Annotated in this window: 15 protein-coding genes; 13 read left to right on the forward strand and 2 right to left on the reverse strand. The window is 53.6% G+C overall.

Annotated features, from left to right (window positions below; all coding sequences use genetic code 11):
* Positions 1-4 precede the first annotated feature (4 nt).
* The 8 genes from H575_RS08835 (at position 5) to H575_RS01565 (ending at position 6,755) form a co-directional block, all read left to right on the forward strand.
* A complete protein-coding gene (locus tag H575_RS08835; protein WP_052319895.1) occupies positions 5-559 on the forward strand; it encodes a DUF7524 family protein in 555 nt (184 codons plus the stop codon).
* The gene (gene cbiB / locus H575_RS01535) at positions 541-1,458 is read left to right on the forward strand and encodes an adenosylcobinamide-phosphate synthase CbiB (RefSeq protein ID WP_042696772.1); all 918 of its coding nucleotides are present in this window, start codon (positions 541-543) and stop codon (positions 1,456-1,458) included. Before H575_RS08835 ends, cbiB begins: the two co-directional genes overlap by 19 nt.
* Before the next feature lie 79 nt (positions 1,459-1,537).
* Entirely contained in the window at positions 1,538-1,870 is a 333-nt protein-coding gene (locus tag H575_RS01540; protein ID WP_162139389.1) for a hypothetical protein, read from the forward strand.
* Positions 1,871-3,076 carry an HD domain-containing protein gene (locus H575_RS01545; RefSeq protein ID WP_042696775.1) on the forward strand — a complete coding sequence of 402 codons (1,206 nt, stop codon included), beginning with the start codon at positions 1,871-1,873 and terminating at the stop codon, positions 3,074-3,076. It begins immediately after the preceding gene.
* 2 nt (positions 3,077-3,078) lie between these two features.
* Positions 3,079-3,621, forward strand: a complete 543-nt coding sequence (locus H575_RS01550; RefSeq protein ID WP_042696779.1) for a UbiX family flavin prenyltransferase — start codon at positions 3,079-3,081, stop codon at positions 3,619-3,621.
* The gene (locus H575_RS01555; protein ID WP_042696783.1) at positions 3,621-4,859 is read left to right on the forward strand and encodes a UbiD family decarboxylase; all 1,239 of its coding nucleotides are present in this window, start codon (positions 3,621-3,623) and stop codon (positions 4,857-4,859) included. The genes H575_RS01550 and H575_RS01555 overlap by 1 nt, the downstream gene beginning before the upstream one ends.
* An 18-nt stretch (positions 4,860-4,877) precedes the next feature.
* Positions 4,878-6,062: an aconitase X gene (locus H575_RS01560; protein WP_042696786.1), complete on the forward strand. Its 1,185-nt coding sequence runs from the start codon at positions 4,878-4,880 to the stop codon at positions 6,060-6,062.
* Complete coding sequence (locus H575_RS01565) at positions 6,063-6,755, forward strand: site-2 protease family protein (protein ID WP_042696788.1); 693 nt, start codon at positions 6,063-6,065, stop codon at positions 6,753-6,755.
* Here H575_RS01565 and H575_RS01570 read toward each other — a convergent pair.
* Together H575_RS01570 and H575_RS01575 are read right to left on the reverse strand one after the other, a co-directional pair.
* A complete protein-coding gene (locus tag H575_RS01570; protein WP_042696789.1) occupies positions 6,752-7,711 on the reverse strand; it encodes a biotin--[acetyl-CoA-carboxylase] ligase in 960 nt (319 codons plus the stop codon). The genes H575_RS01565 and H575_RS01570 overlap by 4 nt on opposite strands.
* 7 nt (positions 7,712-7,718) lie before the next feature.
* Positions 7,719-7,934 carry a hypothetical protein gene (locus H575_RS01575; RefSeq protein WP_042696791.1) on the reverse strand — a complete coding sequence of 72 codons (216 nt, stop codon included), beginning with the start codon at positions 7,932-7,934 and terminating at the stop codon, positions 7,719-7,721.
* A 138-nt stretch (positions 7,935-8,072) separates the two neighbouring features.
* Between H575_RS01575 and H575_RS01580 the strand changes: the two genes are divergently transcribed.
* The 5 genes from H575_RS01580 (at position 8,073) to H575_RS01600 (ending at position 12,148) form a co-directional block, all read left to right on the forward strand.
* Positions 8,073-8,984: a type IV pilin gene (locus H575_RS01580; RefSeq protein WP_081406606.1), complete on the forward strand. Its 912-nt coding sequence runs from the start codon at positions 8,073-8,075 to the stop codon at positions 8,982-8,984.
* A gap of 367 nt (positions 8,985-9,351) precedes the next feature.
* A complete protein-coding gene (locus tag H575_RS01585) occupies positions 9,352-10,242 on the forward strand; it encodes a thiamine pyrophosphate-dependent enzyme (RefSeq protein ID WP_042696797.1) in 891 nt (296 codons plus the stop codon).
* On the forward strand, positions 10,239-11,366 hold the full coding sequence (locus H575_RS01590; protein WP_042696800.1) for a transketolase C-terminal domain-containing protein: 1,128 nt from the start codon (positions 10,239-10,241) through the stop codon (positions 11,364-11,366). The genes H575_RS01585 and H575_RS01590 overlap by 4 nt, the downstream gene beginning before the upstream one ends.
* Positions 11,367-11,897 carry a 2-oxoacid:acceptor oxidoreductase family protein gene (locus H575_RS01595; protein WP_042696803.1) on the forward strand — a complete coding sequence of 177 codons (531 nt, stop codon included), beginning with the start codon at positions 11,367-11,369 and terminating at the stop codon, positions 11,895-11,897.
* A complete protein-coding gene (locus tag H575_RS01600; RefSeq protein WP_052319896.1) occupies positions 11,894-12,148 on the forward strand; it encodes a 4Fe-4S binding protein in 255 nt (84 codons plus the stop codon). The genes H575_RS01595 and H575_RS01600 overlap by 4 nt, the downstream gene beginning before the upstream one ends.
* The last annotated feature ends 12 nt before the right edge of the window (positions 12,149-12,160 follow it).

Consider the following 12,160-nt stretch of genomic DNA (forward strand, 5'->3'; position numbering starts at 1 on the left):
AAAAATGCCAATTGTTGAAGTCCAGCTGAATCGTCTCGGAATAAACTCACTCGAAGTCCTGGCCGACTCCGTAGAAGTCAGTGCAGGCACATCCCTCCACGTAAGGGTCGTAAACTTCGGCGCCCCCACACACGCGACGCTTCGGACCGAAGGATCGGCATACACCAGTTTCACCTACGAAAACCTCTACGTCGAAGCCGAATCCGAGATAAAAATCGACATCCTCCCATCAGCAAACCCCGGCAGTTTCGAGATACAGGTCATCTCCGGATACGGCATGCGGCGGTCCGGCTTCACCGTCAACGTCATCCTCCCCGAACTTGAAGAAAAAACAGAACCCGTCTGCCCCGAACCCACACAAAAGCCGCCCCGGAGAGCCCCTCTGACCACGGCGGGCCTTGGCGTGATCCTCATCAACCTCATCGCCCCGATCCTCGGCTTCATCGTTCTCATCTTCTGGATACAGGCACCCGCGGCGGTCAACACCACCGTCATGGCAGTGATCCTCTACATCATCATGCTTGCCGGGATCATCATTACATGGCGATCGGTGCAGTAATACTTTTTTTCGGACTGGTCATCGACCGTCTGATCGGTGATCCGCGTTCAAATTTCCATCCGGTAGCGTTGATCGGAAGATTCATCGGTCTTTGGGGACGCACGAACTTTTATTCCCCGCGGACCGAACGGTTCATCGGGATCGTCGGCTGGCTGCTCACCGTCGGGATCGCGATCCTTCCCTGTCTCCTCATCCTTCTCTACGCTCCGTGGTATATTTCCCTCCCGTTCTCCGCCCTCGTCCTTGCATTCTGCATCGGATGGCGCTCACTCGAAGAGCATGTAAAAGCAGTCGAAACTGCTCTCGAACAGGGTGAGGAAGAGGGAAGAAAAGCCGTCCGGTATCTCGTCAGCCGGGACACAAAGACCCTCTCCTTCGAACAGATCAGATCAGGCGCCTACGAATCCGCAGCGGAAAATCTGGTCGACAGCATCATCGCTCCGATCTTCTGGTTCGTGGTCTTTGAACTCCTCTTCGGCATGGGGATCATCGGAGCAGTACTGTTTCGATCGGCCAACACCATGGATGCGATGCTCGGCTACAAAGACGACCGGATCCGTCTTGGCTGGTTCCCTGCCAGAATGGACGACATCCTCGCCTTCATCCCTGCACGGATCACCGGAGCAGTACTCCTTCTCATCTTCCTCCTCAAAGGAAGAATCAAACAGGCATGGTATATCTTCAAACACGACCGGAAACTACGGCCGGGATTCAACGGCGGTATTCCCATGAGTCTGATCGCCGGCGGCTGCGGAGTAATGTTTGAAAAACCCGGTGTCTATCAGATCGGCTATCCCGAACAGACACTTGCCGAAGGAGGGAAGATGATCATCAGGACGATTCAATGGTGTACGGTCATCTGTGCCGCGATCGGCATTCTCCTTCTCATTTTCATATAAAAATTCATTACCTTCCACCCCGAATACTCTACTCATGGAGACATATCTGAAAATACCAGCGGTCATTTTTGCAGTCTGCATGATATCTACAGGGGTCGCCCTCGGTTTTGCAGGATTCGGCAATGCAAACGCCTTTGAGCGGCAGGCATCCACCCTGGAAGAGTGGTTCGGCGTCGAACTCCTCACCGTTACGGCAGCCGACGGAACAGAGATCCCTGTCATCAAAACTGAAGACGGTGACTACATCGGCGCCGCTTCGCTGATCGGGGTCTACTACGGAGATGCAAAATATGCTGTCATCTATACGATAGAAGACGGCAGGATCATCAAAGAACATACATCCGTCATCACATTCAGCGACGGCGGAAAGGATCCTGCCGATCTGAAAAACAAACTGGGAATAGCGGAATAAATGCCGAAACAGATCAAAGACCCGGTCCACGGATATATCGAGGTCCCAACACCTCTAGTCCCGCTTCTCGATACGGAAGCGGTCCAGCGGCTCAGATACATCAAACAGCTCGGCTTCGTCTATCTCGTCTATCCCGGAGCAAACCACACCCGGTTCGAACACTCACTCGGGGCGATGCATCTCGCCTCGCTCCTGGCCAGACAGCTGGACCTTTCGGAAGAGGACATGCTCCTCGTCTGCACGGCGGCTCTCCTCCATGACATCGGCCACGGACCATTCTCCCATGCAAGTGAAAGACTCCGCAGAGAGTACGGGCCCTTCTCCCACGACGAGATATACACCCTGCTCGCCGACCCGGATATCGCCGGCATTCTGAAAGAAAACGGGACAAAACCACAAGAGATCGCAGACATCGTGGCCGGGAATCATCGTCTCGCCGACATAATACACGGTGACCTCGACGTTGACCGGATGGACTATCTTCTGCGCGATGCTCACTACACCGGCGTTCCGTACGGAAATCCGGACGCCGGAAGGCTCATACAATCCCTTGTTCTGACAAAAGACGGGCTTGCCGTCAAAGAATCCGGCATTGCGGCCGCCGAATCCCTCCTTATTGCCAGAACACTCATGGGACCTTCGGTCTATTATCATCATGTCGGAAGGATCGCAGAAGAGATGTTTCTGCTTGCCGGAAGAAGTCATTTTGCCGACAGTTCCCCCGACTCCTTCATGAGAATGGACGATATTGCTGGAACGACCCTTCTTATGAACTCGCCTTCGGCCATATCCCGCGAGATGATGCACAGAATAAGAAAAAGAGATCTCTACAAACGGGCGGTCTACACCGGGAGGGAACAGCTGGACATGGACCGGCTCTCTTCACTCAGACCGGAAGAAAAGAACCGGATGAGGCGGGCGATCGCCGAAACAGCCGGACTGCCTGAAGAAAAGATCATCCTCGACATCCCGCCGATTCGAAAAGAGATGCGGATGAGGGTCCAGGTACAAAACAGGCATGATCTGGTCGCCTTCGAAGAGATCATCCCCCTGCTATCGATGATGAATGCCACACGACAGGGTCAGTGGAGGCTCGGGGTCTATGCTCCGGCAGACGTCCTTGACAAAGCAGGCGATGCGGCACGGGAAGTTCTTTCTCTGCGCCGGGCAACAAAACAAGATAAACTCCCAGGTACTATAGTATAGATATGAAGAGGATCGTTGTCGGAGTGACCGGGGCCTCCGGGATACTGTATGCAAAACGGTTGCTTGAAGCACTCGCCAGTGCAGAAGCCGAAGTTTTTCTCATCATCTCGGATACAGCCCGGACCGTCGCCAGACTCGAAGAGGTCGATCTCTCCGGATACCCGGTACACTACGAGGAGAACTGTGACCTGGAAGCGGGCATCGCCAGCGGATCGTTCAGATTCGATGCAATGGTGATCGTCCCCTGCAGTATGAAGAGCCTTGCCCAGATCGCAAACGGATACTCGACAACATTGATTGCGAGAGCCGCCGATGTCTGTCTCAAAGAAAGGAGACCGCTTATCCTTGTCCCGCGGGAGACCCCGTACTCGCGGGTCCATCTCGTCAACATGCTCGCGGCCCATGATGCCGGGGCCCTGATCCTGCCGGCATCACCCCCGCTCTACACGCAGCCGAAAACGCTCGACGAGCTTGCAGATATGATCGCCGCACGGATCCTCGATCACCTCAGGATCGAACATACCATTGGAACACGGTGGAAATAATGAGAACTTTTATTCAGCAGATGAAATCGGCAGATCTTGTCGAAGAGATCACTGATCCGGTATCTTCCGTATACGAAGCCCCGAAGCTTGCCTTCCGGACACATAAGATGCTGGAGTTTACGAATATGGACGGTCACCGATGTGTGATGAACACCATCTTCGACCGGGAATCACTTTCGGTCGCTCTGGGCATCCCAAAGGAGAGACTCGTCAAAACACTCGCCGCCTGTACCTACGCAGGAAAAACCCGGGATGCGGGTCCGCTTCAGTTCGAAAATGCCGACCTTGCAAAGATCCCCATCATGAAGCATTTCCCAAAGGATGCCGGAAAATATCTGACCTCGGGGATCGTGTTTTCAGAATGGAACGGGGTCACCAACGCCTCGATCCACCGCCTGCAGGTGCTGGACGAAACGCATCTCATCGGAAGGATCGTTGAAGGCCGCCACACCTACAAACTGATGAAGCAGGCATTTTCCGAAGGAAAAAAACTTCCGATCGCAATAGTGATCGGACCCCACCCCGCCGTGACCTTTGCCGCATCCACCCGCGTTCCCGAGGGAAAAGAGATGCAGTACGCGGCCGAGATCCTTGGAAAAGAGCTGGATCTTTTCACCTGCCCGAACGGGGTGAAAGTCCCCGACGCGGAGATCGTTCTCTACGGGTATCTGACCGAAGAACTCCATGAAGAGGGACCGTTCGTCGACATCAGCGGAACCTATGACCCAATCCGTATGCAGCCCGTGCTTGAGCTCGTCGGCATGCACACAAAACCCGACTTCATCTACCACGGGATCGTTCCCGCCGGCGCTGAACACAAAATGCTCATGGGAGCTCCCTACGAACCACGGATCTATCAGGCGGTCGCGGGAGTAACGAACGTAAAAGACGTCTACTTAACACCCGGAGGAGCAGGATATTTCCATGCGGTCGTTCAGATCAAAAAGATGACCGACGGAGACGGAAAAAATGCCATCATGGCAGCGTTTGCCGCCCACACCTCGCTCAAACATGTCGTCATCGTCGATGAAGACATCGATATCTACGACCCCTCGGACGTGGAGTTCGCTATCGCAACACGCGTCCGGGCAGACACGGATGTCATGATTATTTCTGGTGTCAGGGGATCGTCCCTCGACCCCTGCAGGATAGGAGACGGCATGAATGTAAAAGCCGGCGTGGATGCGACCATTCCTCTTGGTCAAGAAGATGAATTTATCCGTGCTGAATGGGATTGAATACTAAGGAAGTGAAAAATGGAACTAGACAAATATGATCAGGCGCTGCTGAACGGAGAATACGGCGAGACCAAACAGAAAATGATGGAGATCCTCCTCGCTCTTGGAAAGATCTACGAGGCGGAGAAGTTCATCGAAGTAAAAAGTGTTCAGGTCTCCGGAGCGTCCTTCAAAACCATCGGGGATGCGGGACTCTCCTGGCTCAATACCCTCTCGGGAAAAGCCGTCGTCCCGTCATTTCTGAACCCGATCGGCATGCCGCGTGACGAGTGGCAGAACCTTGGGATCCCGGACGATTTCGCGAAAAAACAGCTGGAAGTAAACGCCGCATATGCACGACTCGGCATCCGTCTGACCTGCACATGCACGCCGTACTACTTCAACATCATAGAACGAGGCGACCACCTCGCATGGTCTGAGTCCTCGGCCGTCAGCTACGTGAACTCTGTTCTCGGAGCACGAACCAACCGGGAAGGCGGTCCCTCAGCCCTCGCAGCCGCCCTTACAGGAAAAACGCCCTACTACGGCCTTCACATCGTGAAAAACCGTGTTCCCCAGATCGATTTCCACATCGACGACCCGGCGGCGACAAAATCCTGGACGAACGCCCATTACGGGGCTCTTGGGATCATCGCCGGAGCGATCTCCGGAAACCGGATCCCGTTTTTCACCGATATTCGTCCCAACCGTGACATGCTCAAAAGTCTTGGGGCCGCCATGGCCGCAAGCGGGGCAGTTGCCTTGTATCACGTAAACGAGATCACGCCGGAGACCCGCTTCCCCTTCTTCAAAAAACACATCGAAGAGGATGACCGCGAGGTCGTCGAGATCGAAGTTGCCGAGATCGAAGAACTGTTCGGCAGTCTTGAGGCGGATGTCATAGCTCTCGGATGTCCTCACCTATCCGAGGAAGAGTTAGAAGAGCTGGCCTTCCTTCTGGAAAACAGACGGGTCGTCATGCCGTTTTACATCTTTGCTGCAGAAGAATTGAGAGCAAAACACCCGGATCTCTGTAATAAGATCCTCAGCAGCGGGGCAAAAATCGTTCCCGACACCTGTATGGTCGTCTCGCCGCTGATGGACAAAGCCGGAGTCGTCATGACAAACTCCGGAAAAGCATTCACGTACCTTCCGGGAATGTGCAAAGCGACGCCGCTTTTAGGCACTCTCGAGGAATGTGTCCGTGCAGGATGTGGTGAATAAATGAGTCTCCTTGATAAAATCTCACCGTTTGAAAGAAAAGATCTTCTGATCGCCTGGCTCGTCCTCGGCGTTGCCTTCACGTTAGGTATCAACGGCGGATTTGCACTGATCACCGAGTACCAGAAAATAACCGTCGAGGCGCTTCTGATAACCTTCCTCGTCGCTTTGATTGCGGTCGGTCTCTCCTTCGTGCTTCACGAACTTGCCCACAAATTCACCGCAATGAAGTTCGGCTACTGGGCGGAGTTTCGAAAAAGCACCCAGATGCTGATCATCGCGGTCGTCATCGCGGCGATCACGGGGATCGTATTTGCCGCTCCCGGAGCGACGATGATCAACACGGCCGGGCGCGAAATGACCAAAAAAGAAAACGGGCTCATCTCCATCGCCGGACCCCTGACAAATCTTGTCCTGATCATCCCGTTCCTCATCATCATGATCATCGGATTTATGATGTCGCCTTCAACGGGAATCGTGCTCTTCACCCTGCCGGGATTCCTGTTCTATCTTGGAATGATCGGCTTCCAGGTGAATGCGATGCTCGCATTCTTCAACATGCTGCCGGTCGGGCCGCTTGACGGAAAAAAGATCATGAGATGGAACCCGGTCATCTTCGGCGTGGTTATCGCCGTATCGCTTGCCCTGCTCTATCTCGCGCTTATGCCGACGCTGATCCTGCAGTTCTTTGTCTAAATGCGAACACTGACCTCACCCGAGGTCAGGGTCCTGATTTTTCCGTCGGCTTCGACAACCAGCCCGCCTTTATCATCGATCTCGATCGCCTTTGCAGAGTGCCAGAGATTATTTTCAAGGAACATGATCTCTTTTCCAAGAATGAGTGAGCGTGAGCGGTACTCCTCCATGAAGCTTTTCTCAGGAAGAGCGTCAAACATTTCTAAAAGGTGATTGATCAGGATCGCGGCGAACGCATTTCTGGTGAGCGGAAAATCATCTGGAAACAGCGGGCCCGCGATATCCTTGAGATCCTCAGGGAACGCGGATGTTTTGAAGTTCACCCCGACACCCACGATCACCGACTCGAGCATTCCCGATTCGATACTGCTGACGGCCTCGGTGCCGATCCCGCAGATCTTTTTTCCGTTCAGAAAAATATCATTGACCCATTTGATCTTCGGCTGAAGATCCGAAACCGATTCGATCGATCTGCAGACCGCAACGCCGGCCGCGGTCGTGATCATGACCGCGGCCGAAAAGGAAAGGCCGAGCCTGGCGATGATACTCAGATAGATGCCGGTGCCTTTGGGAGAGTAAAAGGATTTTCCGTATCTGCCTCTGCCGGCGGTCTGCTCTTCAGCAAGGATCACCGTTCCGTGTTTTGCTCCGGCGGCGGCAAAAACTTTCGCATCAGTGTTCGTCGACTCGGTCGATGTTTTCACGATAACGACCGTGTCGCCATACTTCGGCAGAAGCCTGGATCGAATGCCTTCAGCTGAAAGAACATCCGCATTCTCCAGAAGATACCCCTTGTTGGACACGGCAGATATACAATAGCCTTCACTCTGCAGGGTGCGGACCGCTTTCCAGACCGCAGTTCTCGAAAGAGAAAGCTCAGCGGCGATCTGCTCACCCGACACATAGCTGCCGGGATTTTTTTCCAGGATGCCAAGCACCAGGGATTTTGTTGTCATTTTCTGATTATACTGACTGGACCTTCACCCCGCTCGAGGAGAGGAAGAGTGTGATGAGGAACTCGGGAAGCTGCCGGTCGCTTGAGATCAGCATTCGAAACGCCGCTTCATTGTTGTTCGTATTGCCCAGATAGGTGAGGGCCACTTCATACTGGAGTTTCATTACCGTGACTTTGCCCCAGAAGATCGTCAGCGTGGCGATCTGATCGGGAACATCATCCATAGTAATGATTCTTGCGTGAGAGGAGATGATAATACTTCTCTCACCGCGCCTTGGGAGGTTTTCATCTGAAATCCCGAAATATGTCCGGGTTTTCTTCCGGGATGCTTAATATACTATCGGGTTCATGTATATTTTATTATGACCGTTCCCGCATCCCGAATGGAAGACGCCGTGTCTCCGGTTATCGGAACGATACTTCTCGTCGCCCTCACAGTTGTCCTTGTCGGGATTATCGGAGCTGTACTAATGGGATTTGGCATGGCGGAGCCGGCGCCGATCCTCGGGATAGCGATCGGAAGTCAGGGAAATATCATTACGGTCACGCATCTTAACGGAGCGGAACTCCCGGCAGGATCCTATAAGATCCTCGTTGACGGCGTGGACAAAACGGCAGCATTCGGGGGAACACGGGATTTTGGTCCCGGGATCACGCTGAGGTGGGATTCAGGGACGGAGAAGGTCGGAACGGTGTCGGTAGTTTATACGAGTGATAAGGGGGTCTCAACGCTGCTTGCGGAGAAGAGGATCGGGAAGGCGGGGAGCGGAGGAGGAGATCTGAGTATTCTAACAGTAGGAGGAAAGGCTTACACTCTGCCTTTGTTTAATGGAACATGGAACATGCTGAAAAACAATGTTTCCCTAAGTGGTTCATCTTATCTAATCCAAACAAACGCAATATATTATCAGGATGGAAATTATTGGGTTGCATATAACCCAGAGCCGCTTTCAACCGAAAATGCCGGTGATCCGAGTTTTACCATTGAAGCATTTAATTCACTCTATTATAATGCACATACACCACCATATGATGTATTTGTGGAAATAGTTACCAGCAGAGTACTTACCATTGATAATACTGACTTAGATGGGGGCAGTGTACGTGTGTTCAAGTCGGACGTGATACCAGTTGAGAGAGGGGCGTTATATAACGATGGGACGAGCCTCTATCTCAACATGAATGTGACCGGTACGGGTGCTATCGGAGGTTTTGGAGGGGCTCAATACATAAACTATAATGGCTGGAGACTAATCGGAACGCTGACCACCTAAGTTCCCCTCATATTTCATTGAAACAATGTAAACATTATCTACATGAGAATTATCCCTACTCAAACTCCAAAAATGATCGAAATAATCTCAACTTCTCCATCCTGCACTTCACTCATACGTTGCCGCTCGCTTTTATCTTGGATGGAGATATCATAAGCATTAATACAGGAGGGGTTGTTACGGCCGACAGACTCTATACCTCGTAATTACCTCTGTCCTTTTTTTGCATTACCACAGCTTTGAATGATATTGATTCGCAAGCCCCAATCACAAATCTCTGACGAGATTTGTTCAGCGGTTCACTTATCGAAGCGTCGCTTCGATTAGTAAACCTCATTATAAATCGTGACAAATATATTACGAACCCATGACGGAAATTCCCAAAGAAGAGATGCTCTTAAAGTGCCCGTCCACCTGTGCTGGATGCGGCTCGTTACTTGCACTCCGCTATATCCTCAAGGCTGCCGGCAAAGACACGGTCCTCGTGATCCCTGCCTGCTGCAACAGTGTGATCCAGGGGGTCTACCCTTACATGCTTCACACCGTGCCCGTCTATAACATCGCATTCGCGGCCGCCGCGGCCTGTGCATCCGGAATGAGCGAAGCTCTCCGGGCAAAAGGCGAAAAAACCAACGTCATCGTCTACGCAGGCGACGGAGGGACCGCGGACATCGGTATCCAGGCACTATCCGGCGCCCTGGAACGCGGCGAGGACTTCCTCTACATCTGCTACGACAACGAAGCATACGGAAACACCGGCATGCAGAGATCCGGGGCGACTCCTCTGGGAGCGATCACCACAACCACCCCGAACGGAAAAACCGTCAATAAAAAGGATCTTGACCGGATCGTCGAGGCCCACAACCTGCCTTACCAGGCAACGGCCTGCTCCTCCTACCCCGCCGACATCTACAACAAAGTCAAAAAAGCCCTGTCGATCCCGGGCCCCAAATTCATCCATATCCTCGCGCCCTGCCCGCCGGGCTGGAGGATCCCCTCGGAAAAGACCGTTGAGATCGGAAAGATGGCAGTCAAATCCGGCATCTGGGTCCTCTGGGAAAAAGAGTACGACAAATTCACCGTCAGCGCCCCGTCGCGTGCCGCCATGAAACGGCCCGCACCCGTAGGCGACTACCTCAAAGCCCAGGGACGATTCAGAAAAGTCGATGAAAAGACCGCAGGAATCATCCAGGCAAACGTCGACAAAAACCTCAAAAGAATAGCTCTCGAAGCCGCACAATCGGAGGAAACAGAATGAACGAACTTGTAATGTCCACCGGCAACAAAGCCGTCGCCGCAGCCGTAAAAATGGCAAAACCGCTCGTCGTTCCCGCATACCCCATCACCCCCCAGACCGAGATCATCGAAAGCATCGCCGACTACGTCGAAGCAGGCGAACTCAAAGCACGCTACATCCCGGTCGAGTCGGAACACTCCGCGATGACCGCCGCGATCGGCGCATCCATCACAGGAGTCAGAGTTTTCACCGCGACAAGTTCGCATGGTCTTCTCTACATGCACGAGATGCTCCACTGGGCGGCAGGCGCACGCCTCCCGATCGTGATGGGACAGGTCAACAGAACACTCGCTCCGGGATGGAACATCTGGGCCGAACACTCAGATGCCCTCTCGCAGAGGGATACCGGCTGGCTGCAGGTCTACGTCTCGACCGTCCAGGAAGCATACGACGCGACCCTGATGGCATTTCGGATCGCAGAAGACAACCGCGTTCTTCTGCCGGTCATGATCAACATGGACGGATTCCTGCTCTCACACATCATGCAGCCGTTCGAGATGACCGAACCGGGAGACTTCATCCCGCCGCTCGATCTCCCGCACAAGATCGACGTCAACGATCCGAAAGGCTACGGAGCGATGAGCCCGGCAAACGTCCACTACCAGTTCAGATTCGACATGGAAAAATGCATGCGTGAATCACGAACCGTCATCAAAGAGACCGAGGCCGAGTTTGCAAAACGCTTCGGCAGAAGCTATGCGCCGGTCGAGGAATACTTCTGCGATGATGCGGACGTTATCATTATCGCAATGGGAACGCTCGGCAAAGAAGCCGAGGTCGCCGCCGATCTCCTGAGAAAAGAGGGAATCAAAGCCGGCGTTATGCGGATCCGCTGGTTCAGACCCTTCCCGCTCGACATGAACATCAAAGGAAAAGACCTCGTCGTGATCGACAGGGACTACTCGTTTGGATTCGGCGGTGTTATTGCCGGAGAGATCCAGGCAAGATACCCGGACGCAAAGATCGCGAGCGTCATCGCCGGTCTCGGGGGTCAGGAAGTCACCTATGAGGATATGGCAGAGTTCGTCCGCAGCCGCAAGATGGGGACGGAGTTCTGGTTCGGGATCCCGCAGGAGGAGCAGTAAATGTACGAGATCCGTATCCACTCAAGAGGCGGACAGGGCGGCGTGACGGCCGCCCGGATGATGGCCTCCGCCGCCGTAAAAGATGGAAAGTTCGCGACCGCCTGCCCGTTCTACGGCGCAGAACGCCGCGGGGCTCCTATCGTTTCATTCGTCAGGATCGACGATGCGCCGGTGAGAATTTACTCCCAGATCAACAAACCCGATATGATCGTCATCCTCGATCCGACCGTCATGGACACGGTCAATGTCCTGGACGGTCTGAAAGAAGGAGGCTCGATCTTCATCAACACGCACGAAGAGGTCTCGTTCCCGAAAGAGTTCAATGTGTACAAGGCGGACCTTACCGGGATCGCTCTGCGCGAAAACCTCGTGGTTGCCGGCAGTCCGATCCTGAACACGCCGGTGATCGGCGCTCTCGCAAAACTCGGCCTCTTCAGCCGGGAGTCAGGCGTAAAAGCAATCACCGAAACGTTCGCCGATCCAAGAAACACGTCAGCTGCAAAAGCAGCTTATGAGGAGGTCATCGTATGAGCAGAATGCCGAAAATGACGATCAGCGTCCCGCACGAAGCTGCCGCCGGACTCACCGGAACATGGAGAACGTTCCGCCCGGTCGTGGACCGGGAAACCTGCAACCACTGCGGGATCTGTGCGATGTTCTGCCCGGACGCGGTCATCGACCCTGATACGCTCGAGATCGATCTGGTCTACTGCAAAGGCTGCGGCATTTGTTCCAACGAATGCCCGAAAAAGTGTATTAAAATGGTCAGAGAAGAACACTGACCTTTTTCTTTT

The sequence above is a fragment of the Methanocorpusculum bavaricum DSM 4179 genome, assembly GCF_000430905.1.
Lineage (GTDB): Archaea > Halobacteriota > Methanomicrobia > Methanomicrobiales > Methanocorpusculaceae > Methanocorpusculum > Methanocorpusculum parvum.